15 protein-coding genes are annotated in these 24117 nt (G+C 74.4%); 2 read left to right on the top strand and 13 right to left on the bottom strand.

Going from position 1 to position 24117, the window contains the following annotated elements; translation table 11 throughout:
• Positions 1-88 precede the first annotated feature (88 nt).
• The 3 genes from ACZ8ZB_RS17700 to ACZ8ZB_RS17690 form a co-directional block, all read right to left on the bottom strand.
• Positions 89-436, bottom strand: coding sequence for a DUF1330 domain-containing protein (locus ACZ8ZB_RS17700; protein WP_470738670.1), 348 nt, complete (start codon positions 434-436; stop codon positions 89-91).
• A gap of 125 nt (positions 437-561) precedes the next feature.
• Positions 562-1668, bottom strand: a complete 1107-nt coding sequence (locus ACZ8ZB_RS17695; protein ID WP_470738669.1) for an SPFH domain-containing protein — start codon at positions 1666-1668, stop codon at positions 562-564.
• A gap of 61 nt (positions 1669-1729) precedes the next feature.
• Positions 1730-2167 carry an NfeD family protein gene (locus tag ACZ8ZB_RS17690; RefSeq protein WP_470738668.1) on the bottom strand — a complete coding sequence of 146 codons (438 nt, stop codon included), beginning with the start codon at positions 2165-2167 and terminating at the stop codon, positions 1730-1732.
• Positions 2168-2391: 224 nt separating this feature from the next.
• Here ACZ8ZB_RS17690 and ACZ8ZB_RS17685 point away from each other — a divergent pair, with 224 nt between their 5' ends.
• Complete coding sequence (locus ACZ8ZB_RS17685; protein WP_470738667.1) at positions 2392-3393, top strand: TerC family protein; 1002 nt, start codon at positions 2392-2394, stop codon at positions 3391-3393.
• A gap of 108 nt (positions 3394-3501) precedes the next feature.
• On the opposite strand, the gene ACZ8ZB_RS17680 is transcribed toward ACZ8ZB_RS17685, so the two are convergent.
• Together ACZ8ZB_RS17680 and ACZ8ZB_RS17675 are read right to left on the bottom strand one after the other, a co-directional pair.
• The gene (locus tag ACZ8ZB_RS17680) at positions 3502-4947 is read right to left on the bottom strand and encodes a COG1470 family protein (RefSeq protein ID WP_470738666.1); all 1446 of its coding nucleotides are present in this window, start codon (positions 4945-4947) and stop codon (positions 3502-3504) included.
• A 230-nt stretch (positions 4948-5177) separates the two neighbouring features.
• Positions 5178-5351 (bottom strand): CsbD family protein, encoded by a 174-nt coding sequence (locus ACZ8ZB_RS17675; protein WP_381224414.1) that lies wholly within the window; start codon positions 5349-5351, stop codon positions 5178-5180.
• A 138-nt stretch (positions 5352-5489) separates the two neighbouring features.
• On the opposite strand from ACZ8ZB_RS17675, the gene ACZ8ZB_RS17670 reads away from it, so the two are divergent.
• Positions 5490-5660 carry a hydrophobic protein gene (locus ACZ8ZB_RS17670; RefSeq protein ID WP_371238732.1) on the top strand — a complete coding sequence of 57 codons (171 nt, stop codon included), beginning with the start codon at positions 5490-5492 and terminating at the stop codon, positions 5658-5660.
• Positions 5661-5828: 168 nt separating this feature from the next.
• On the opposite strand, the gene ACZ8ZB_RS17665 is transcribed toward ACZ8ZB_RS17670, so the two are convergent.
• From ACZ8ZB_RS17665 to ACZ8ZB_RS17630, 8 genes are all read right to left on the bottom strand, one after another.
• The gene (locus ACZ8ZB_RS17665) at positions 5829-7976 is read right to left on the bottom strand and encodes a hypothetical protein (protein ID WP_470738665.1); all 2148 of its coding nucleotides are present in this window, start codon (positions 7974-7976) and stop codon (positions 5829-5831) included.
• Entirely contained in the window at positions 7973-10123 is a 2151-nt protein-coding gene (locus ACZ8ZB_RS17660; protein ID WP_470738664.1) for a hypothetical protein, read from the bottom strand. Before ACZ8ZB_RS17660 ends, ACZ8ZB_RS17665 begins: the two co-directional genes overlap by 4 nt.
• 70 nt (positions 10124-10193) lie before the next feature.
• Positions 10194-12911, bottom strand: a complete 2718-nt coding sequence (locus tag ACZ8ZB_RS17655) for a hypothetical protein (protein ID WP_470738663.1) — start codon at positions 12909-12911, stop codon at positions 10194-10196.
• The gene (locus ACZ8ZB_RS17650; RefSeq protein ID WP_470738662.1) at positions 12908-16711 is read right to left on the bottom strand and encodes a tubulin-like doman-containing protein; all 3804 of its coding nucleotides are present in this window, start codon (positions 16709-16711) and stop codon (positions 12908-12910) included. The genes ACZ8ZB_RS17655 and ACZ8ZB_RS17650 overlap by 4 nt, the downstream gene beginning before the upstream one ends.
• A 142-nt stretch (positions 16712-16853) precedes the next feature.
• Complete coding sequence (locus tag ACZ8ZB_RS17645) at positions 16854-19121, bottom strand: VWA domain-containing protein (RefSeq protein ID WP_470738661.1); 2268 nt, start codon at positions 19119-19121, stop codon at positions 16854-16856.
• A 137-nt stretch (positions 19122-19258) separates the two neighbouring features.
• Positions 19259-19762 (bottom strand): Pycsar system effector family protein, encoded by a 504-nt coding sequence (locus tag ACZ8ZB_RS17640; RefSeq protein ID WP_470738660.1) that lies wholly within the window; start codon positions 19760-19762, stop codon positions 19259-19261.
• Positions 19763-19806: 44 nt separating this feature from the next.
• Complete coding sequence (locus ACZ8ZB_RS17635) at positions 19807-21492, bottom strand: hypothetical protein (RefSeq protein ID WP_470738659.1); 1686 nt, start codon at positions 21490-21492, stop codon at positions 19807-19809.
• Positions 21485-24115, bottom strand: a complete 2631-nt coding sequence (locus tag ACZ8ZB_RS17630) for a hypothetical protein (protein ID WP_470738658.1) — start codon at positions 24113-24115, stop codon at positions 21485-21487. The genes ACZ8ZB_RS17635 and ACZ8ZB_RS17630 overlap by 8 nt, the downstream gene beginning before the upstream one ends.
• Positions 24116-24117 lie beyond the last annotated feature (2 nt).

The following is a 24117-nucleotide window of genomic DNA, read 5'->3' as shown; positions in this document are numbered from 1 at the left end:
GCCCCGGCCCGCCCCCGCCCCCGCGGCAGGCTCCGGTCCCCCGACCCGGGCCCGGCCGCGGGGGGACGCCCCGCCGCCGGGTCCGCGGCTACTCGGCGGGCAGGGCCTCTCGCATCGCCTTCGCGGTGGCGGCCGGGTCGTAGCCCTCCGGGACGCCTTCGACCAGGATGATGTCGCCCTCGATGTGCCGCGAGCGCAGCGGCGCGATCTCCTGGTACGCGGGGGAGTCCCACCAGGCCCGCGCCTCGGCGGTCCCGGGGAATCCGATCACCACGACGTGTCCGGGCCAGCCGCCCTCCTTCACCTCGTGCTGCGTGGCGTGCACGAGGAAGCGCCCCCCGTACGGCTCGAAGGTGGCGGGGATGCGCTCGATGTACTCGGCGATCTCCGGGTGCGGGGCGGCCTCTTGCAGGTGGGCTATGACGTAGGCGGGCATGGCGTCCTTCCGGTCGGTCGGGCTCCGTACGCCGGGATCATGGCATGCCGACACACCGGGGTCGATGACCTGACGGGTAAGCGGAGCCCGTCGCGGCCCCGCCGCGCACCACGGCCGTGGCGGGCTCAGCCGCCGGACGTCCGTGCCCGGCGCGGCGTCTGGGGCGACTTCGCGGCCTCGGCCTCCGCCTTGGCGTCGCTCACCGCCGCGGCGGCCTGCCTCTCGGCCTCGTCGGCGGCCGTGGCGGCGTCGAGGGAGACCGTCGAACCCGCGCCGAGCTGCGGGATCCGGCCGGCGCCCGACGTGTCGTCGGCGGCGGTGGCTTCCTCCCCGGGTGACGCGGGTCCGGCGGGGCCCGTCGTCGACTGGTCGCCGAACGCGCGGGTGACCGTCCGGATCGCCTCGGTCAGCTCCCCCGGGATCACCCAGAACGTGTTGTTGTCGCTGCCGGCCAGGTGCGGGAGCGTCTCGAGGTACTTGTAGGCCAGCACCTTCGCGTCGGCGTTGTTGCGGTGGACGGCCTGGAAGACCAGTTCCACCGCCTTGGCCTCGCCGTCCGCCCGCAGGATCATGGCCTGCTGCGTGCCCTGGGCCTCCAGGATGTCCTTCTGCTTCGTCCCCTCCGCGGTGAGGATCTTGGCCTGCCGCTCCCCCTCGGCGTGCAGGATGGCCGCGCGCTTGTCGCGCTCGGCCCGCATCTGCTTCTCCATCGCCTCCTTGATGGTGTGCGGTGGATCGATGGCCTTGATCTCGACACGGTTGACCCGGATGCCCCACTTGCCGGTGGCGTCGTCGAGGACGGCCCGGAGCCGGGAGTTGATCTCCTCGCGGGAGGTGAGCGTCTCCTCCAGGTCCATGCTGCCGATGACGTTCCGCAGCGTGGTCACGGTGAGCTGGTCGATCGCCTGGAGGTAGTCGGCGACCTCGTAGGCCGCCGCCCGTGGGTCGGTGATCTGGTAGTAGAGCACGGTGTCGATGTTCACCACGAGGTTGTCCTCGGTGATCACCGGCCTGGGGTCGGACGAGTAGACCTGCTCGCGCACGTCGAGCTTGGTGTTGATGCGGTCCGCCACCGGCAGGATCAGGTTCAGGCCGGGTTGCAGCGTCCGGTGGTACCGGCCGAACCGCTCGATGTTGTAGCGGCGCGCCTGCGGGACGATCCGCACGGTGGAGGCCACGAGGAAGACGACGACGAGGACCGCGACGAGGAGGGGAATGACAACTGGATCCACAGTGCCTCCGTTGCTGTGCGTTCAGCCGTTCACGGGGTCATGGGGTCATGCGGCCATGGGCTCACGGAAGGAGTGCGCGGGGGTAGACGATGGCCGTGGCGCCCTCGATCTCCATGACGTCCACCAGCGCTCCCACCGGGATCACCAGGCTCTCGTCGAGGGCGCGGGCCGACCACTCCTCGCCGGAGAGTTTGATCAGGCCGCGGGTCGCGGTGACCTCCTGCACGACCTCGGCCCGCTTGCCGATCAGCGCATCGCTTCCCTCGCGGACGAGGGGCTGCTGTTCCCTGTGCCGCAGCGCGACGGGACGGACGACGACGAGGCCCGCCGCCGCCGCCACTCCGAGGGCCACGAGCTGGCCGAGAAGTCCGACGCCGAAACCGGCGACCACGGCGGCGACCAGGGCGGCGCCCGCCAGCAGCCCGAGGAACAGCGTCAGGGTGAAGAACTCCGCGGCGCCCAGCATCGCGGCAGCGAGCAGCCATACGAACCACGGCATCGCATCGCCCTCCTTCAGGGGCCTTCCCCTCAAGTTACCTCCGGGAACGCCGGGCAGACAGACACGGCGACCGTGGTTCTCGTTCTCCGTAGGACTCACCCCGGTCGGAGGGCGGGTGGGCGTGGAGGCCGGGCCGGGGGGAGCCCGTCGAGGAGACACCCGCCGTCCCATGGACCAGACTCGAAGGGAGACCGCCGGTCGATCGCGCTCGAAAGGTCGGACCCGTGCACGATGTCCCGCTGTGGCTGTGGATGGTCTTCGCCGTCACCGTGCTGGTGTCCCTGGCGGTCGACCTGCTCGCGCACCGGAAGGCCCACGCCATCGGGTTCCGGGAGGCCGCCCTCTGGAGCGGGGTCTGGGTGGGACTGGCGGTCACCTTCGGCGCCGTGGTCTTCCTCGTGGTCGGGACGACCGCCGGAGTGGAGTACACCACCGCATGGCTGCTGGAGAAGAGCCTCTCGGTCGACAACCTCTTCGTCTTCGCCCTGATCTTCGGCTACTTCAACGTCCCGCGCGCCTACCAGCACCGCGTCCTGTTCCTCGGCGTCCTCGGCGCCCTGGTCTTCCGGGGCGTCTTCCTCGCCGCCGGCGTCGCCGTGGTCAGCCGCTTCACCGCCGTCCTGTTCGTCTTCGCCGCCATCCTCTTCTACAGCACCTACAAGATCCTCAAGGAGGAGGAGGACAGCTTCGACCCCGGCAAGAGCATCGCCGTACGCCTGCTCCGCAAGATCATCCCCGTGCGGGACGCATACGCCGGCCCCCATTTCTTCGTCAGGGAAGCCGGAAGACTCGTCGCCACCCCGCTGCTCGCCGTCGTCGCCGCGATCGAAGCCGCCGACCTCGTCTTCGCCGTCGACAGCGTGCCCGCCGTCCTGGCCGTCAGCAACGACGCCTTCATCGTCTACACCAGCAACGCCTTCGCCATCCTGGGCCTGCGCGCCCTCTACTTCATGCTCGCGGGCCTGCTGGACCGGTTCCAGTACCTGAGCAAGGGCCTGGCGCTCATCCTCGCCTTCATCGGCGTCAAGCTCGTCCTCCAGGCGTCCCACGAGATCGTCAGCCCCGCCGTCCCCGAGATCCCCTCTCCGCTCAGCCTCGCCGTCATCGCCGCCGTCCTGAGCGTCTCCGTCGCGCTCAGCCTGCTGCGCCCCCCGCCCGCCGACCACGAGGAGGCGTCCCCGGCGGCCGACACCGGCCCGCCCGAGGGCCGTACCGAGGACCGGTGACCGGACCCGGACAGGTACCGGTCACGCCGGTACGCGGCGGGACCCGGCGGACGGCGGCCGGCCGGCGGAGCGGTTGAAACCGGAGGACGGCCGAGGGGGCGGCCGGGATCACACCGTGAGCCGGACCGCCTCGATCCACGACTCGTTGTCGTGGGTGCCGGCGTAGGTGAAGTCGTACCCGGTCCCGGGCTCGTCGCACGCCAGGCCGAGCCAGGCGTCGTCGTGGACGTAGGAGGACTGGCAGACGGCGCCGGCGCCACCGTCGACGTTGATGGTGAACCCCAGCATGTGCGGGGCGTCCTTCTCGGTACTGCCGACGTAGTTGTCGACGCCGTCGACGGCGTTCGACCACGGCTCGGGGAAGTGTCCCTCGCCCTTGGTCGACGCGGGGTCGTGGACGAAGGCGCCGCCCGACGTGCCCCTGGTTCCGGAGACGGCGATGTTGACGGCCGTGATCGGCGCCCCCGAGCCCGCCGTGCCCGCTGTCCCGCCGTCGCACGCCGCGTCGCTCCAGCCCTGCCCCGCCACATGGACCCGGTAGCAGATGTGCCGTCCGCCCGGATCCTCCGCGGCCAGTCGCCGGACGGCGGTCGCCGCGGTCCTCTCCGGCGCCTCGGCCTCCTCCTCCTCGGCACCGCCGCCCCCCGCCCCGGCTCCGGCTCCCTCCCCGGCTCCGCCGGGCTGCTGTGTCCCGGTCGCGGCCGGGGGCGCCGTGGCGCCGGCGGACGGGGCCTTCGGCGCCTCGATGGCCGGTGCGGAAGAGGGCGGCAGCGTGCTGACACCGGCTTCCTGGAGCTTCTCTGTGGCGGCGCTGCGGACCTGGGGCTGGTAGGCGATCCACAGCATCACGAACGCGATCGCCAGCGCCGTGAGGACACTGGAGAAGACCGCCAGCCAGCGCGGCAGGAAACCCCGCTGCACGTACGTGCCCTCCACGTCCAGCGACGCCACACCCGACCGCTGCACCGCCAGGGTGTAGGGCCGCTGCTCCGCCGAACCGAACCAGATGATCTGCCGCGGCTTCAGCGTCGTCCTCACGAACGCCGCACGGCCCGGCTCGATCTGCACATTGCTCGGATGGATGTCGTACGACAACTGGTCACCGTTGTCGCTGCCGCTCACCGACACCGTCAGCTTCGTGTTGCCCAGGTTGTCCACGGCCAGTCTCGGACGGCCACGGAACCGCCCCTTCACCGTCGGCGGCACCAACTCCGCCCGCACTTCCGTGAACGGAGTGATGGTGAGGTTCCCTTCCGGAACCGTCGTCGCCTCCGGATGCTCCGTCGGCGTGATCCGCACCGCGTACGGATTCGGCCCCGCCGTCGCATCCGGCGTACGGGGCGGAGCGAACGTCAGGTCCACCGACCCCGTCGTCCCCGGATACAACCGCAGCGACCTCGGCTCCACGACGGCCCAGGGCGCGAGAGGGCCCACCGCCTCGATGCGGTACTCGTCCACCACGTCACCGGTGTTGCGCAGACGCAGCCGCACCGTCGTACTACCGCCCGGGTCCACGGTCGCGGAGGCGGGCTCGAGGGAAGTCCAGAGGCTCACTCCCGGATGCTAAACGCAACGAGGGAGCCGAGTCAGGAAGCCATGGGGCACGACGAGTGCCCGAAGAGGCGGGGCCGACTGCCCCGCTTCCGGAGGCCGTCCCGGAGGGGGTGGGCGGTGATGTCCGTGGCGCCGGACGGGAAGAGGTGTCCCGGCGCTCTCGCGGGCACGCGGGAGAGGGACCGCCCCGGCTCGTCCCGGGGCGGCCCCTCTCGTGGGTCACGGCCGTATCAGTGCTTGAAGGCGTCCTTGGCCTTCTCCTTGGCCTCGCGGGCGTCTCCCGTGCTCTTCCTGGCCTGGCCCTCGGCGGCCATGCGGTCGTTCCCGGTGGCGCTCCCCAGAGCCTCCTCGGCCTTGCCCCGGGCCTGCTCGGTCTTCGCCTTGGCCTTCTCACCGGCACTCATGGAACACGCCTCCTCGTAGCGTTCTCGCCACTGTCTCGGTGCGCTCCGCATGCCCCCACCTTTCCTTCACAAACAAGGCGTCGTCGGGGAATGGAGGCGTCGACGCAGGGCAAACGGTGGCCCAGGAGGTCGATAACTATGGTTCCCCTGTTGCTGGTTCTGCTCCTCGCACTGATCCTCTTCGGCGCCGGATTCGCCGTGAAGGTCCTCTGGTGGATCGCCATCGCCGTTCTGGTGCTCTGGCTGCTCGGCTTCGTCATGCGCTCCACCTCGGCCGGCGGCGGCCGTAGTCGCTGGTACCGATGGTGACGCGTCTCGAGGACGCGCTCCGCCTTCCAGGGCCCGGCCACCTCGGTGGCCGGGCCCTGCGCTCGCGTGTGGAACACCGGGACACCGCGCCCGGCGGACGGGACCGGCCGGGGGGCCGCCGGGCGGCCGTCGCCCGGCCGGTCTCCCGCGGCCCGGCCGGTCACCGCATCACATGACGAGCATCAGTACGAGCACCACGAATGCGACGCCCAGGCCGAACAGGCTCCCGAGCAGGCAGCCCGGCCTGCCGACCGTGCCGGAGATCCGGGCCATGGCGGTCGGCGGATCCGGGGCGGGGGCCGGCGGCTGCGGGGGTTCCGGGGCGTGGCGGGGCGCCTGGGGAGCGGAGGGCGGTCTGTCGTTCCTGTTCATCGCGTCCCGCACGATCTGGCTCCACAGGACCGGCGGCAGGTCCGGGGGCCGGCCGTTCGCCGGTTCCACGATGGTCTGCCGGAGCCAGTTGCCCGTGAGGGGGTCGGGGTCCCGGCTCATCCGGTACAGCAGTTCCTGGAGATCGCGCAGATGGCGTCCGTCCCGGGCCAGTGGGACGACGGCCCAGGTGAAGAGCTCGGCCGCCCGGTCGACCATGGCCTTCCTCGACGTGTGCTCCGCGCCCGGTCCCCGCGGCGTGAGGTACAGGCCGTTGCGGAGCACCTCGGCGCACAGCCTGTGCCGCGTCTCCGGGTCACGCGCCTCGACGCGGCCGTCCCTGCCCAGCTCGTCCAGCACCAGGTCCACCGAGTCCGGGGGCAGTTCACCGGAGCACAGCTCGTGCAGGAGCAGTTCGTCGGGCCGGGTGCGCAGGTCCGCCGTCAGGATGCTGCGCCGGCTGCCGTCGTCCTCCCTGCGCCGGTACGCGCGCAGTTCGCGGTGAAGGGCGTCGTGTACGTCGTACGGGGGGCGTGCGTCGTACGCCTCGTACGCGTCGTGAGCGTTCGAGGGGGCCGGCACGGGTGCCGGGAAGGCGTCGTCGGACGCGGGACCGCTCGGTTCACCGGGTCCGGGGACGCCGGACCGGAGGGGGTGCGGAGGGGAGGCCGGGGGACGGCCCGCCGGCGCCGCGTGCGGGTACGGACGGCCGGGCGCCTCCGGATACGCCCCACGGTGCGGCCCCGGCTCCGGATACGTCCCACGGTGTGGTTCCGGCTCCGGATACACCCCACGGTGCGGCCCCGGGGCGGGCGTCGTTCGGGCCGCCTCCTCCATCCGGTGGACCGATTCCCGGTCCTGGTCGCGGTCCTGGTCGCGGTCCTGGTCGCGGCCCTTGTCCTGGTGCCCCGCCCGGCACGGGTCCGCCGCGTGCGGTGCGGGCGCGGCGGTCCTCGCGGCGGAGGGACGGCTCGTGTCAAGGATCTCCTGGAGCCGGGCGCGGCGCCGCTCCCAGTTCCACGACGCTCCGTCGGCGAGTCCGTCGGTCAGCTGCGGCACACCGGGAGGCGCCTGCCGATGGTCGAGGAGGTGTCCCACCAGCCGTGCCGCCGCCCGGTGCTCGAACCGGACCTGGTCCGGCGGGCGGCCCACGACCCGGGCCAGCGGACCGGAGCCGCCGGAGTCCGGCTCCCAGTGCGGGACGGACATCAGCCGCAGGGGATGCGTGTCCACCGCGTCGCAGGTGGCGAACGTCCACGGCCGGCCCAGCCAGGAGCCGAACAGCAGGAACAGCCCCAGGTAGACCAGCGGCACCTCGTCCCGGCGCGGCCAACCCCGCGGCGCCTCCTCCTCCAGGAGCAGCGACACACGCTGCTCCGGGTCGCGCAGCAACTCCGCGGTGGCGAGGATCAGCGCGTGCTCGACCCCGGGCAGCAGCTCCAGCATGCCCGGCCGCCGGTCCTCCGCCAGCTCGTCGAGCTTCGCGCAGTCGATCCGGGGCAGGCGCCCGGACGCCTGCTCGGCCGCCTCCCGCTTGCGCCAGCCGCCGTACGCGAGGCCGAGGCACCGGCCGGGCCCCAGGGTCCTGCGGTCACCGATCAGGACGTGGCTGACCGTACTGGGCCTGCCGCCGCGGTCGGTGGTGGGCCAGCGCTGGACCAGCAGGACGTCGCCGTCGCGGGACAGCGTGCGCACGACGCTCGGCCGGGCGGCCGCCGCTCCGGACACCCACAGCAGCGGGCCCAGCTCCCGGCCCAGTTCCTCGGCGCGCCCGGGGTCGCAGGAGTGGGCCACGGCGTTCATGCCGGTGCCCTGGCGGCCGTGGTTGCCGTCCCACCGGAAGACGGCCTGGTGCACCGAGCCGCCGGTGGCGCCACCGGCGCCACCCGGCCCGCGCGGGCCCGCCGGGCCGCCGGGGAACGGGTTCCGGTCCTGGAAGTCGCTCACTGGGTCTCCCCTCTCTCGGTCGCACCGGGCTCCCGGGACCGCCCGGCCCCCTCGGGGACCCCGGCCTCCTCCGCCGGCGTCCACTCGAGCCCGGGCGCCTCCCCCACGGCCAGCGCCTCGGTACCGCCCGGGACCTGGATCAGTCCGTGCATCGCCAGCAGCGCCAGCAGCGGCTCCACCACCCGCCGGGGCCCCGCCCCCGCCGGGTAGCGGCCCCGGTCCTCCTGACCGCCGGTGGCGGACGCGACGTGCAGGGTGCACCGGCGGATCGCGTCGAAGGGACGCAGCCACGCCGGACCGGCGTACCGGCGCAGCAGCGCGTACACGTCCCGGCTCTCCTCGCGCACCAGCCCGGGGTCCAGCGAGGTGGCCGGCGGCCGGCCCAGCCACCGGTCGACGGGCGGCTGGAACCTGAGGAGGTCCGCCTTGCCGAGCACCACCGCGGCCGGCACGTCCAGGTACCCGCCGTTCTTCGGGAGCCGGTCCAGGACCGTGCCGAAGGCGAGGTCGCCGTCCGGGTTCACCTCCACGCCCCAGCGTTGCCTGACGTGGTCCAGCTGCGGCAGCGGGAGGGCCAGCGCCGGGTCGACGACGAAGACCAGGGCGTCGACCCCGAGCAGGAACCGCAGCGCCGCGTCGGTCCGTACGAGGTCCTCGCCGCCGAGGTCGAAGAAGGCGACCGGGCGCACCCGCCCACGGGCGTCGGTGATCAGGAGGGACTCCACGAAGCGGGCGAAGTCCTCCAGGCCCAGTGCGGCGGTGTGGTCCAGGACCTTGCCGCTGCGCAGGGGCTGCACCCGGTCCCGTACGAACTTCGCGTGCTGTTCCGGATTGACGGACTGCCACTTCAGCCCGAACGGCTCCAGGCCGCCGTCGGTGATCGCCGCGATCATCTGGGTCAGCAGGTGGCTCTTGCCGGTGGAGGACTGGCCGACCATCGCGACGGTCAGCGGGCGGCCGTACATCAGGTAGGGCACCGGGATGAAGTGTTCGGGGAAGTCCGGGTCCGCCGTGCACTTCTGGACGGCGCCGCGCATGACGTCGTTCTGCCGCAGGGGGTTGTTGACGCCCTTGAGGTCCAGCGGTTTGTACTGCATGCGGCTGTCGGTGACGAACAGTTTCGTGAGGTCGAGCCGGATGGTCTCCAGGCAGTACGGGCAGAGCACCTCGCCGTTGCCGCGCCCGTCCTCCGCCGCGGGCTCCCGCCGGGACCGGGCGGCGGACGCGTGCTGCCGCTTGCGCCGCAGCGCCTCGTCGAAGGCCTCGTGGTCCGCGGCCGTCCCGTCGGCCGGCACCGTGAGCCGGGCGCGCCGGGCGGCGCCCGGCGCCACCACGTCGAGCACCTGGGCGGGCGTCGGCCGGCCGGCCGCCCGCGGGGCGAAGGCGTCGCGCAGCGTCTGGTCGAGCCTGCGGTGTTCGCCGAGGTCGGCGGGGGCCCGGTCGGCGGACCCGGGCCGTCCGGTCACCAGCTGGTAGAGCACCTGGGCCGTGCTCCACACCGCGTCCCGGGAGTCGGTGAGCCCTTCGCCCCGGCGCTGTTCGGGCGGGCAGAAGGGCGACCGGCCCCACGGGCGCCTCGGCTGTCCGGTCCGGGCCACCGACTCCAGTCCCCAGAGCTGGACCCTGGCGCCGTCCCAGCGCACGGTGGCGGGCGAGACGCCGCGCGGCACCAGGCCCTGGCCCTCCATCAGGTACACGGCCAGCAGCAGGTCCCGGGTGAAGTGCTCCTGGTCGGTCGCGGACATCACGTGGAGCCGTTCGACGGACGTGCCCCGCGGCGGGTCGTACAGCAGGAACGGCTCCGCCGTGTCCAGCTCGTAGCCGATGATCCTCGGGAAGAGCGCCGCGTACTCCGTGTCGCCGAGCGCCCGGTGCAGCCGCAGGGCGGCGCCCGCCTCGGTGTCCAGCAGGGCGCGCGCCGCCGGGTGCGCGGCGTCCTTGGCGTTCAGGCGCACCTGCACGCACTGCTGTCCCTCGTCGTCGAGCACGGCCTTGCGGATCAGCTGGGGCAGCAGCCGGTCGCGGCGGAACTCCGGGCCGACCCGGAGCGGGGTGGTGCGCCGCCCTCCCGAGGGGACGGTGAACGTGAGCTCGTCCGGAGGCGCACCGCCCGGTCCCTCCGGCCGGGGAGACGGGATGCTGGTCACCGGCGGTCCTTTCGTTCGTCCGTGGGTACCGGCCCGTCCATGGGCGCCGGGCCGGGATGCGGGGTACGGCTCACCAGTGGTCGCCGTCCCCCCGGCGATCGCCGCCCGGCCCGTCGTACGGGTCCGTCCGGTCGCACGGGTCCGTCCGGTCGTACGGGTCCGTCCGGTCGTAGGGGTTCCTCGGCGCGCCCCGGCGGCTCCGGTCGTACGGGTCCGACGCGCCGTACGGGTCCGACGCGCCGTACGGGTCCGGCCCGTCGTCCGGGTCCGTCCCGTCGGGTGCGGAGCCGTGCCGGGAGCGGACGGTCTCCACCACGCCCATCCGCAGCGGTGTGAGGCGCACCAGGCCCGCGTACCGTCCCGACGACGTCCACAGGACGTCCTCGAGGCGGACCGAACCGCTCGGCACCCAGGCCTTCTCCACCTCGTCGCGCACCGCCGCGGGGGCGAACCTGAGCCACACCGCGGCCGCCGGGTCGCGGCTGAGCAGCGTGCCCTGCTCGGGCGAGGACAGCTGCACCACGGTCCGCCGGTCGGCCTCCGCGCCCACCAGCTCGGCCAGTCCGTACGGGTCGGTGCCGAGCAGGCTCGCCGAGCCGGCGCGGACGCGGCGGGCGGCGGCGAACGGGGGCGGGGTCAGGACCCCGTTGTGCCGCAGGTGGCGGCGGGCCGTCGACAGCAGCTCGCGGACCCGTTCCTCGGTGCGCCGGACGGCGAGGGTGCCGGCCCGGCCGCGTTCGACGGCGCCCCAGTAGTGCTTCATCGCCTCCAGGGCGGCGTCCGTCAGGTCGGCGGAGAGGGTGGCGACCAGCTCGGGCCCGCCCTCACCGTTCTCCCGTCGCAGCCAGCGCGGAGCCTCCTTGGCGCGGTGCTCCCGAAGACCCCCGGCACCCGTGCTCCGGCCCGGCTCCTCGGCGGGCCCGTCCCACGACGGCCCGTCCTCCCAGGTGTACACGCTCGCCCAGTCGCCGTCCCCGTCGTCGGGCCCGGCGGGGGCGTCGTCCGGCTCCAGGTCCCCGTAGTCGTCGAGCCAGGGGTCGTCGGCCGGCTCCCCGGTCCCGGCGGGCGCGGTCCGCTCCGCGTCGGGCGCCGCCTCGGCCTCCGCGGCGGCCGCCGTCGCCAGCAGCATGCCGGCGACGGAACGGGCGGCGTCGGCGCAGTACAGGCGCTCCTCGACGGCCCAGTGCTCCCGGACCGCCTCGGCCAGCAGGGCGTCGAGCTCGTCCAGGGTCAGCCGCAGTACGGCGGTGGCGTGACCCGGCGCCCAGGCCGCGGCCGCCGCACGCCAGAGCCGGCGCACCGTCTCCACCGCGACGCCCAGACCGGCCAGCAGACCGGCGGCGCCCAGCCAGACCGGGGGCTCGGTCGCGTACGCCACCGCCGCCCCGAGCACGGCGCCGCCGAACGCCGCGGCCCCGGGGGCCACGGCCCGGCGGCCGGGACGTCCCGTGTCCCGGAGCCGGGCCGCCCCGAGCACCGCCGTGCCGACGAACAGCAGCGGCACGACGACCGCCAGTACCAGGAACGCCCCCCACCACAGCGCACCGAGCAGCCCCGCCCCGGCCGCCGCCAGGGGACCGGCCACCGCGGCCGTGTGCGCGGACCCGTCGCCGGGGGCGCCCCCGCGCGCGTCGGTCCGGGCGTGGGAGAGCGCGGTGAGCCTCGGCAGCAGCGCCGAACCCGGCAGCGGCTCCACCCGCCCGGCCAGTCCGGTGAAGCGCTGGGCCGCCGACCGCAGGGGGATCCCCTGACCCAGCAGTTTCCAGGCGAACTCCTTCAGTCCTTCGCCGATCCGCTCCCCCAGCCCTTCGGCCGACGGCACCCGCAGACCGAGTGCCGCGAGCCGGGCCGCCGACTCGGCGGCGGCCCGTGCCTCACCGCCGCCGCGCAGGGCCGTGGCGACGAGGTCCCGGTAGTCGTCGACCGCCCGGCGCGCCTGGTCGGCGTCCGCCTCGAACGCCTCCCGGCGCGAGGACCGGACCAGACCGGGCAGGGCCCGCAGCCCGGCCAGCGCGTCCTCGGCGTGGTCGAGGGCGTCCGCGCAGGCGCGGTAGGCGTCGTCCGCGACGCCACCGGGCTCCCGGTGTCCCAGGTTCCGGCCGCCCCGGCCCTCCACCAGGCCGCGCAGCGGCTCCGGCAGGTCGGCCCCCGACGAGGCGGTCAACAGCACGTCCGGCGCGAGTTCGGTGTCCTCGCCGGCGAACCGCTTCAACGCGTCGCGCCAGGCCCGGTCGCGCACCTCCGGCGGCAGGTCCTGCTCCAGCAGCCGCACTCCGGGCGCGGCGACGGCCCCGGGCAGTGACCGGACGCCGTGCAGCACGCTGAGGTAGACGTCCGGGACCGACAGCACGTCCACCAGGACCGCCAGCGCGTCCGCGTCGTCGGGCGCGGGCCGTTCCAGCGCGGTGCGGGCGGAGCGCAGGTCGCCGGCCCACAGCAGCGCGGTGCCCGAGGAGCGCAGCACCGCGGGGCGCAGCAGCCGCCGGTCGGGCTGGAACCCCCCTTCCTCACCGGCGAACGCGCCCGGCGCACTGCCGACCAGCAGCACCAGGAGCCTGACCTCGCCCACCGCCCGGTAGCCGACGAGCAGTTCGTACTGCAGCTGGTGGTCGGTGAGCCCGGCCGGGGTGTCGACCACCAGGAACAGCGGGTCGTCCGGTTCCGGCAGCCCGGCCCGGCCCAGCTCGCGGGCGACCCGGTCCCGCACGGCGGACGGGCTGTGCAGCGCCGCCGCCCCGGCACGCAGGTCCAGGTGGACGACGGCGCCGGAGTCCTGGGACGCGCTCACCGGTCGTCACCGCCCCAGGGGCCGCGCGGGTCGGTGTCGTCGTCCCAGGGCGCCCGGGGCAGGTCGTCGCGGTCCGCGGAGGAGAAGCGGCGCCCTCCCCCGTACTCCGTCCCGTACTCCTCGTCGCGCTCTCCCCGGCTCCCCGCTTCGCCCGGGCGGGGGGCGTCCCCTCTCCGGCCGTCCCGGTCCTGACCGTCCCGGCGGTGGTCGCCGGGCTCTCCGTAGTCGTCGTAGTCGCCGTAGGTGTCACGGCCGTCCCGGGCGGCACGGCGACGGCCGTCGCCGGCCCCGTCACGGCCACCGGTGCGGTCCCGGCCGTCGCGGACTTCCCAGCCTCCCCAGCCGTCCCGGTCCCGCCCGTTCCGAGGGCTGTCGCCGGGCTCCCCGTAGCCGTCGTGGACGTCCCGGGCGGCACGGCGACGGCCGCCGTCGCCCCCGTCCGGGCCACCGCGGTCGCCGGCGCGGGAGCCGCTCCCGCCGTCCCGGTCGGCGCCCCAGGCGTGCCGGTCCTCCCCCTCCCCTGCTCCCCCTTCACCGCGCTCGTCGCCGTACGACCGCTCGAAGGAGCCGAGCGGCGTGGTGCCCCAGTCGTCGTCGGCTTCGGGGCGGCGCCGGGGTTCCGGGAGGTCGCCGCGGGCCCGCGGACGGGCCGGTGTGCCGCCGCGGACGTGCTCCAGCAGGGTGCGCAGGGTCGGCTGGACGGCGCGCTGGCTGCCGAACTCCATGTCCAGGGCGGCCGGGAGGGTCTCCGCCCAGAACTCCCACAGCGGCCGCACCCAGCCCTCGACCCGCTCGCCGCCCCGTTCCCGGCGCTCGGCCAGCAGTTCCAGCTGGCGCGGGGCGATCTTCTCCACCAGGTCGGTGAAGAGGGGGTGGGGTTCGCTGCCGGCCCGGACGAGGTCCAACGGCTGGGCCCTCATCAGCTCACGGCAGTGGTCCTCGACGGCCCGGCTGTCGTCGAGGACCGTCCAGCGCTCGTACGACCGCAGCAGCTCCGCCCAGCTCGACACCCCGCCGGGGTAGTCGTCCAGCCTCAGCCGGACGCCGGGGACGTTCGCCCCCCGCTCGGGGAACAGTCTCAGCCGGATCCGCTCCGGCGACGACGGGTCGCCGTCCAGCACGTCCACCTGGCCGTTCCACATGCAGCACAGCAGCCGGTGCAGGATGACGCGCCGGTCCTCCTCGCTGCTCACCATCCAGCTGTCCCGGAAGCCGGTCCGCTGCCGCCACCGCAGCACGTCCCGGGGCTCCTCGAACTTCTTCGCCCGGGCCCACTGGCGCAGCACCTTGCGGGCCTCGGGCACCTGGATGAGGCTCATCTCGCTGCGGAAGAGGACGACGGTGATCGAGTCGCTCTCCACCCCCCGGTACTCCACGGAGTTGTTCGCGTTCGCGGACAGCCCCAGCGTCTTGCCGAGGTACTCCCGCACCTCCTCCACGGCCTGCACCCGCGGATGCGTGACCAGGATCCGCAGCGGCCCGGTGCCCTCCGGGGTGAAGCCGACCGGCAGCAGCACGGACAGCTTGCGGACGAACAGGTCGAGGGTCTCCTTGCTGGTCTGTTCCCTGGCGTCCGCGTCACCCGCCGCGGCGGCCAGCAGCGTGCCCATGGCCGGCAGCAGCGGGTGCTGCTCCAGACGTGCGCCCCGCTCGGCGAACAGCCGCGTGATCCGGGCCTCCAGCAACCCCTTCACCCGCGCCACCGAGCCCTCCGGGTCGCGGCGGCTGAGCGCGAGGACCTGGCGCCAGGTGTCCCCGTCGACCAGTTTGAGCAGCAGCGCGGACTCGTCGTCGGTCTCGCGCAGCCCTTCCCGGTAGACCAGCCGGCGGACCACGTCCTCGTAGAAGTAGTTGAGGCTGCGCTGCGGCGGCAGCAGGTACGAGATGCCGGTGCGGTCCTCGTACAGCTCGTGGGCCTTCTGCTCGGAGCTCCTGGGCTCCTGGTCGCAGTGCCGGCGGAAGGCCTTCACCAGGCGCACGACGTCGTCCCCGGCCGCGTCCGCCTGGGGCTGCCAGTGCTGGTGCTGCTCCCGCCAGGCCTCGTGCCAGACCGACCGGCAGCGCCACTGGTACCAGAGGTCCTGCTCCTGGATGGCCGCCTGCACGTCCTCGTCGCCCCAGCGGGCCGGTGCCAGGCCGGCCAACTGGCCCTTGATCCGAGGGACCTTGGGCGGCTGTTCGGTCACCCCGGGCGGACGCTGCGGCGCGCGGGCACGGTTGTCCAGCATGCCGAGGAAGCCGTGCCTGACGATCGGGTCCTCGTGGCCCGGCACGCCCTGGACGACGCGTTCGGCGAGGAAGGGGTCCACGCTCCGCAGCAGCTTGTCGACGGCGGGGCGCGGGGCGAACCGGTCGGCCATCGTGGCGGCCGACCGTTCGACCTCGGTCCGCAGGTCGGCCAGCAGCCGCTGCATGTCCGCGATCCGCTCGCCCAGCGCCTGTTCGATGTTCTTGCCGCCGCGCGGCAGCGGCTCGGGGTCCGGCACCGGCAGCTGACGGCGCTCCCACAGCTCTTCGAGGTGGGAGTCGGCGAACAGCTGCCGGATCATCGGCACCGCGTCGTCCTTGAACCCGGCGCGCGGCCGCTCCACGAGGTCCGTGACCGCCTCCCGCAGCAGCCGTCCGGCCACCAGGTCGGCCAACTGGTCCATCGGCGCGGTCATGGAGGCGACCAGGCTGGTGGAGACGCCCTGCCGGCCGATCCCGGTGGGCGACGGGGCGCTGCGGGCCACCCCCCGGTTGATGAAGCTCGCGGCGAAGGTCTGGTAGTCGTCGTCGGCCGCCGTTTTCCGGCCCTGGGTTCGGCCGTCGCCCAGCTCGGTGCCGATCAGCGACATCACCAGGGAGACGATGGAACGGCGCAGGTCGTCCGCGCGGATGCCGGCGGTCGGGCTGAACAGGAACGCCGTGGGCAGGACGCCGGTGCGCAGCCGGACCGGGGGCGTGCCCGGGTAGCGGATGGCGAAGCCGGCGTCGTGGTCGAGGTCGCCGATCTCCACGCCCTCCCGCGGCGCGTTCTGCCGGTCCACCAGCCGGAACAGGTCGACCAGCGCGCGGGCGGCGTTGAGCTCCGCCTCCCAGCCGCCGCCGGTGGCGGCGGAGAACGACGACGGCATCACCACCAGCGGGTAGATCCTCACCCCGTCGAAGCGGCGCAGCTGGAAGGCGTGGCTGATGAGGTGCAGGTAGTCCAGGAAGATCCCGGCGCCGGTGCCGCCGGCCACCGAGAAGGAGACGAACACGTCGCAGCCGTTGACCTTGCCGCCGCCGAACTCGCTCAGTTCGCCCGCCGCCTTGGCGATCGCGTCGATGGCCTGCAGCAGCGGCTCCAGGACCGGGGAGAGACCGTGCCGGAGCGTGGCGAACAGGGCGGCGCGCCCGACGGTGGGCAGCTGTCCTGCGCCGCTGCGGAGCGGGGTGACCTCCGGCTCGCCGACGACCGGCGGCAGCCAGTCGGCCACCTCGCCCCGCATGCTCGCGCGGAGCATCTTGGTCACCGCCGGCGAACTGTCGAAGTTCGGCAGCAGGTTGTGGGTGGCCCGGGAGGTGCGGGCGTACGCGGGCCGCAGCGACGGGTCCACGGTGAACTGCGGCAGCTTTCTGAGGTCGCCCTCGCTGTAGTCCGCGTACACGAACTGGAGGCAGTCGGGCAGCTGGAAGGGGGCGCGGCCGCTCTGCCGGCTGAGCGCCATGCCGTCCGGACCGCACAGCTCGGCGCGCAGCCTGCGTTCCAGCTCGGCGCCGACCAGGCCCCCGGTGCCGCCCAGACCGACGAAGAGCATCGGCTGGAAGATCTTCATGTTTTCCTCCCCGCTTGACGGCCGGCGCGTCCGCCGGTTCGTGCTCGGTACGTCCGTGGTTGCGCGCGGCGTGCGGGCCGCGCTGCGGTGCGGTGCGGCGCGTGGGGGCGGGCCGGTGGCGTGTCCGGCCCGCCCTCTCGCGTCACAGGTACGGGTTGTCGTCGTATCCGCCCCTGGCCCCGCCGGCGGGGGAGCCGGAGCCGGAGCCCGCGGTGGCCGTCTGCGGCCGGCGCCTCGTGGTGCGGGTCTCCTCGCCGAGGGCGAGGCTCAGCGTGTCGGTCAGGGGAACCTGACCGTGGGTGGGCACCGGGATCCGGCTGCCGCCCCGCTTGCGGAGCACCGCTCCGCCCTCGCGGCGGCGCTGGACGGCGTAGGGGCCGTGGGGGCGCCGCTCGATGCGCGGGCTGTGGTGGGCCTCGGCGACGGCGAACTCGTACCACTGCTTGCTGTTCCCGCGCCCCGCGGTGTGCTCGTTGAGGAGGGTGCCGTCCTCCGAGAGCAGCCGCAGCACCAGGCCGGACGGGTCCCGCCGACGCCGCCTCAGCCGCCGCCAGGCGACCACCGCCACCGCGGCCAGCGCGATCAGTACGGCACCGGAAGCGAACGCCCACCAGTACTTCTCCCCGATCCCGGGCTCGGGCGTGACGTGCACCGAGAGCGGGGAACGGACCAGCGTCCGTCCGTCGTGGGTGGTGTCGACGGCGGTGACGGTGCCGGCGAGCCGCAGCCCGTCGCCGAGGCGGTCCCCGAAGGCGCTCGCGGGGGCGACCTCGACCGTCACCTTCCGGGTGCCGCGCTCACCGGGCCCGAGGGTGATCTCGGCGGGCTCGACGGAGAGCAGCCCGTCCTTCACGTCGGCGACGGACAGCCGCAGGGTGTGCGGGACGTCGGTGGTGTTGCTGACGTCCAGGTTCCCGGTGACCTCCGCGCCGGGGTGGGCGTTCGCGGCGCGCAGGTCGAGCGCGGCCCTGACGGGCAGCTGGCCGGGCGCGACCTCGCCGCTCTCGCTGCGGGTGTCGGCGCTCAGCCCCGAGGCGGTGAGGGTCGCGCTCACCTTCAGCTCCCCGTCGGCGTCCCGCGGGATCGTCGCGGTGCCGGTGAAGGAGCCGTCGCTCGCCCCTGGGTCGGGTCCCTCGCCGTCGTCGGCGAGGTCCAGGGCCAGCGGGTCGAAGCCGTCCCCGGTCAGTTCGCTGCGGACGCGCAGCCCCTCGTAGTCGCGCGGGTCCTTGATCTCGTAGCCCTCGCGCGTCTGCAGCCGCATGGTCACCGTGACCTTCTCCCCGGCCTGCGGGGAGGGCGGGTCCATGGTGATGGCGCCGCGCAGCTCTCCCTGCCACAGCACGCTGACGGCGACCGGCAGCGAGCGGTGCCCCTCGGGGGCCTCGGCCCTCACCTTCCAGGTGCCGGGCAGCGGGTCGACGATCTTCAGCGCCTCGACGGCGCCGTTGCCGCCCGCCAGCTCGAAGCGGGACTTCTTGTGCGTCCCGGACGTCGGGACCTCGTCACCGGACGGGTCGACGTAGGTGATCTCGACCGCGGGGTCGCCCTTGTCGACGACGATGCTGCCCACGGTCGCCAGCGGCGAGATCCCGATCTCCAGGGTGGCCGGCGGACGCTCGGGGGCGGGCCCCTCCTCGTGGCGCAGGCAGTGGGCGGCGGCGAAGATCTTCTCCAGCGTGGTGCCGATGTCCTTCGCGCCGGAGACCTTGTGGGCCCTCGGGGTGGCGGAGGGCAGTGCGACACAGCCCTTCCGGTAGCCGCCGGCGGCTATCCGGTCGAGCTGCTCGCGGTCCGGGTCGGCTCCGAAACCCAGCGGCCAGATCTGGACGTTCTGCGCGGCGGCGTCCTTCAGCGCCTCCGTCAACTGCCGTTCGCCCTCGGCCTCGCGGTGTGCGGGGTCGCCGTACTTGGGGCTGTCGGCGACGTCCATCTTCCCGTCGGTCAGCAGGAACAGCACCCGCGGCTCCGACGGGTCGGTGCCGCGGGTCAGATCGTGCACGCCCTGCCGGATCGCGCTCGGGAAGTCGGTGCCGGTGCCCTCGCCCTCCTTGCGGCTGCGCAGCTTCCCGACGCAGTCGCCGATCGTCTCGCGGCCCGCGGCGTCCAGCGTGGTGCGCGGGCACACCGGATCCACCGCGCGCTGGTCGTCGGACTCGGCGGCGGCGAAGCCGAAGACCGTGACGTGGGAGGACGAGGAGACGTCACCCAGTGCGATCCGTGCGGCGGCGGCCTTCTCGGCCCGCATGTCCGCGGCCGTGAGGCTGGCCGACTCGTCCACGGCCACGGCGTAGTTGACGGACGGGAACGCCGGCGCGGAGTCCGCCGCCGGCACCGTGTCCCGGCCGGCCGGCGCCACCAGGGACGCGAGCACCGCGGTGCCGCCCACCAGCGAGACCGCGGCACGGCGCACCCCGCTCCTTCCCCACTGCCGTCTTCCCGCGACTCTTCCCACGGCGTCCCCCGCTCCTCGGTTCGTCTCTGTTCTGCGTTCGGGTGTTCTGCGTCCGGCTGCTCCGCCCCGGCTCGTGCGGTGGGGCCGGCCGCGCGTCAGCGCGCGGTCAGGCCCCAGAGCACGGCCAGCGCCGTCGACGGGGCGAGCGAGCCCACTCCCCAGCGGATGGCCCGGTACTTGGCGGACAGGATCGAGCTGACGTCCACGGCCTGGACGAGCAGCCACCCGGTGGGATCACGCCCGGCCTCGGCGATCCGGGCGGCCAGCCCCACGGGGTCGAGGGGCCCCACCAGGTCGCCGAAGTACGTCACCCCGTCCCGCCCGCGGACCGTGCCGGTACGCGGCATCAGCGCCCCGACCAGCGCGGTCACCGCGACGGCCCAGAGCACCCCGGCGAGGACCAGCGTCACGTCGGCGAGCCCGTCCCAACGGGGACTGCCGTGCCACCCGACCAGGAACGCGGGCAGCGCCAGCGTGCCCGACAGCAGCACGGCCGCCTTGGAGTCCGCCCGGCCGACGTCCTCCCGGGCCGTGTCCAGCAGCCGCTCGGCGATGCGCTCCCCCGACCCGTCGTGGCAGCGCCGACCCCCGTCCGGCACAGGCCCGACCGGGTCGGGGGAGGTCCCACCCCCGCCTCCGGCGGTCATCGGTCCTCTTCCGTCCAGGGCCATCCCTCGTCCCCGGAACGTCTGCGGCGACGCGGCGGCTCCTGGTCGCGGCCGTCATCCGGGTAGTACGGATCCGGCCGGCGGTCCCGGGGGAACGGCTCGCCGTCACCGCCGTCGTCACCCGGGTGGTACGGCTCCGGCCGATAGGCCCCGCGCCCGGCACGGGAACGCGACCCGCCGTAACCGGCGTCGTCGTCATCCGGGTGGTACGGCTCCGACCGGTAGGCCCCGCGCCCGGCACGGGAACGCGACCCGCCGTCACCGGCGCCCGCTCCCGAGGAGAGCTCGGACCGGCGGGCCGGCCGGCGGTCCCGGGAGAACGGCTCACCGTCACCGCCGTCGTCACCCGGGTAGTACGGCTCCGACCGGTAGGCCCCGCGCCCGGCACGGGAACGCGGCTCGCCGTAACCGGCGTCGTCGTCATCCGGGTGGTACGGCTCCGACCGATAGGCCCCGCGCCCGGCACGGGAACGCGACCCGCCGTCACCGGCGCCCGCTCCCGAGGAGAGCTCGGACCGGCGGGCCGGCCGGCGGTCCCGGGAGAACGGCTCACCGTCACCGCCGTCGTCACCCGGGTAGTACGGCTCCGGCCGATAGGCCCCGCGCCCGGCACGGGAACGCGACCCGCCGTCACCGGCGTCGTCACCCGGGCGGGGATCCCTCCCGCCGGGCCCGCGCCGGTCGGGTTCGGTCCGGCGGAACGGCCGCCGGGGCGGTTCGTCCGACGCCCAGTCCGGGTTGAACGACCGGTCGGCGGACGGCTCCAGCTGCCGCGGTTCCGGGCGGCGGGCGGGCACCATCCCGATGGGCCCCATCACGGGCCGGCCGATGCCCTGGTTGAGGAGGTTCAGGACCTGTGCCTCCACGTCGGCGGTGGCGAGCTCGCCGCGGGCGGCCATCGCGAAGAGCCGGGCGACCCGGTCCTTCTCGTCCTGCCTGCCCTCCTGACGGATCTTCTCCAGGAAGTTCTTCGCCTCGTCCGGATCGGCCGCCAGCATGAAGCTGAGCTGCTCCAGCTCGCCGCCCTGCAGCATGCGCCGGAACTCGTCCTGCCGCAGCCGGGTCCGTTTGGCCCGGGCGTGCACGTCCCGCTCCTCGTCGGCGTGCTCGATGGTCCGGTCGTCCGCCCGGAGACGGACGTACAACCGCACCCGCAGGCCGAGTTCGGACCCCAGGTCGGCCCATCGCCCGCCGGCGCACTCCCGCGTGATGGCGCGGTTGGCCTGCTCGGCCTCGGTCACCCGGTAGGTCGTGGTGACCTCGCGCAGCCGCTCCAGTACCGGGGAGGTGAGCCGGCCGGCGACATCGGTCACGACCTCGAGCGCGGCCAGGTGGGGATCGGTCACGGTCCACTGGATGTCCACCTCGGCCTTGAAGAAGGTGGTCCCGCCGGCGGCCGGCAGCTCCATCTGCAGCGGCGTCACATAGGTGCCGAGCGCGATCTCGCAGACGCTGTGCGGTCTGGCCAGCGCCCTCCTGTCGACGTGCTCGACACCGGAGGCCCTGACCACGCTGTAGCCGCCGTTCCGGTAGAACCGCACCAGCGCCGACCGGGCGCTCACCCGGGGGACCCCGTCCGCCAGCGTGTGGTAGTCCCTCAGGTACGGACCCGCGGGTCCGGACGCCCCCTCCTCCGCGGCCCCGTTCTCGTCCTCAGCCATGGATCCCCTCCTCGCGTGTCCTCTCCCGGCGTGTCCTCCCCCGGCGCGGCCCCTCCCGGCGCCGTCCCTCCTCCGGTGCGACGGCGAGCCACCACAGGTCTCGCGCCCTCGCGTCGGAGAGCGGCTTCTCCGGGTCGTTCATCATGCGGCGCAGCAGCCAGTCCAGCCGCCGACGGTCGTGTTCCTCGGTCGTCAGCGCGGGCAGCAGGGCCGCCAGTCCCGGCCGGGTCCACTCGGCCCCGCTCTTGCGCACGGCCGAACGCAGCAGTTCCTCCAGCGCGTCCATCGCCACGTCCTTCGACCGCGCCGTGTTCAGCGCGGTCCACAGCAGGTCCGCCATGGACGGGACCAGTTCGGGCCGGGTGGCGGCGAGGGCGAGCGCCATCGGCCAGTCACCGCGGTCCCCCAACGGGGAGTCGGGGTCGTCCATCAGCACCTCCTCCACCGTGTTCAGCGCGAGCCGGACGCTGGTCGTCAGGCCCAGGTCCTGGTACGGCTCGCGCTTGTGATGGGTCCACTCCCCCACGCGCGCCAGCACCTCCGCGGCGTCCGGCAGCGTCAGCAGCCGTACGACGTTGAAGGAGGCGATGGCCAGCTGCTCCCCGTCGTCCCGGACCCCGATCCGGGCCAGGGCGTCCAGCGTGTCGTCCGTCGTGGCCGCGGCGTTGCCGTAGCCCAGCGCCATCGCCGCGGTCCAGCGCAGCGGATCGCTGCCGTGCTTGCTCCAGTCGCCGACCAGCTTGTGCACCGTCCCGCGGTGCGATGCGTGACCGGCGGCCTGGTCCATGGTGGTGGCCGCGAAGATGCGCCGGCGGAACGTGTCCGCCTCGGCGAGCGGCCGGACCAGTTCCGTGTAACCGTGGTCGAAGTCCCGTGCGCACAGTTCCCCGGCGGCCACCGCGGCGCGCATCCACACCTGGGGACGTGGATCGTCCGCCAGCAGCCGCAGCCAGCGGACCACCGGCGCCCGGACCGGGAAGTGCCGGTCCCACAGCTCGGTCAGCACCGCGGACGGCAGGGCGGAGCCCCGGTACCAGATCAGCCGGGCCGGCACGTCGTGCCCGTCCACCTCGACCTCGCCGTCGACCACTTCGGCGCGCGAGAGCGCCCGGTCCGCTTCCGGGTCGTCGCAGAACAGCGGGCGGGCCGGCGTGTGGTCCGGGTCGGCCTGCACGGACAGTTCCCAGGTCAGCAGGTGGGCGGCGGTGGCCACGGCGCCGTACGAGGCCCCGCCCAGCACGGCCAGCGCGATGCGGAACGCCACCGGGTGGAACAACGTCGCCGTGTCCGACCGTCCCGCCTTGCCGTCCGGCCGCTCCGTCCCGGCCGGGGACGCCGTCAGCGCCCGGTCCACCCCGGCGAACCACTCGTGGGCCTGCCCGGCGGCGAGGCTGCGGCAGCCGGAGAGCAGTTCCTCGTACGAGACGTCCCCCAGCACGTGCCCGGCCAGCAGCGACGCGAGCAACTCGGCCTCGGCGGGGCGCAGGTCCTCCAGCCCGATCGCGTCCTTGACCTCCTCCCGCTGCGCGAGCGCCTGCGCGCGGGCCGACAGCTCGGCCGCCGGCGTCCCGTCCTCCCCGGCCCCGGCGGTACGGTCCTCCAGCCGCTCGCGCAGCCGGGTGGCGAGCAGCTCCCCGGTGAGCACGGGCGGACAGAGCATGCCGTACCGCCCGGCCAGCAGCGGATTCGCCGCCGATCCCACCGACACGACGATCACCGCGAAGGCCTCGCGACGGGCCAGGGCCGCGGCGAGCTCGTCGAGGTCCATCTCGTCCGGGGGCAGTGCGCCGGGCCGGGCGAGGGACGGTTCCAGCAGGTATCCGGTCCCGCGCCGGGACTCCTCCTCCTCGCCGTCCAGCGTCCGGGCCAGCTGCCTCGGCCCGCCCTCCGGATCGACCCGCAGCACCCGGGGACCGGCGGCGGCGTCCGTTCCGTCCGCCGGGCGCTGGGTGACCTCGTCGAGGAGCGAGAGCGCCGTGCTCGTGCGTCCGGTGCCGGGCGCGGCGCCGAGCACCAGCAGACGGCGGGCGCGGAGCGCGTTGCGCAGCCGCACGTACCCCTGCGGCTCCACGTGGACGCGGCGGAGCCTGCGCAGCTCCTCCTCGGGCACGGGGCCGCTGCGCATGCCCGCGCCGGGGGGCCGGGAGCCCAGCAGCAGGTTGATGTTGTCGCCGATGTGGGCGCTCTGGAGCCGCGAGTGGGCGAAACTGATCAGGTCCCTGCGGACGTCGAACAGCTGCCGGGTGGCGCGGCGCGTCCGTGCGGCGGCGGCGAGGTCGGTGGACCCCTCCTCGCCCTGCTCGCCGGCGAGGGGGTCCCGGGTGCGCTCCTTGAACCGTCCGGCGGCGCGCTCCCGTTCCCTCTCCTTCTCCTTCTCCTTCTCCGCGGCCTCGTCCTCGGCGGACTTCTCGTCGTCGTCCTCGTCCCCGTCGTCGCCACGGGACCGTTCGTCCCCGCTCCTCCTGTCGTCCCGGCCCCTCTTGCCGTCCCTGTCCTTCTTGTCGTCCCGGCCCTGTCCCCTGTCGTTCCCGGCCTTCTTGCCGTCGGAGTCGGACGACCGGCCCTCGTCCCGCCGCCCGGGGGCGTCGTCGGCCGCGCCGTCCGCCTGCTCGTCGTCGCTCACCC

It is taken from the genome of Streptomyces sp. 12E, from assembly GCF_055633275.1.
Note: the sequence above shows the minus strand (reverse complement) of the source record. Positions and strands in the feature narration are given on the sequence as shown.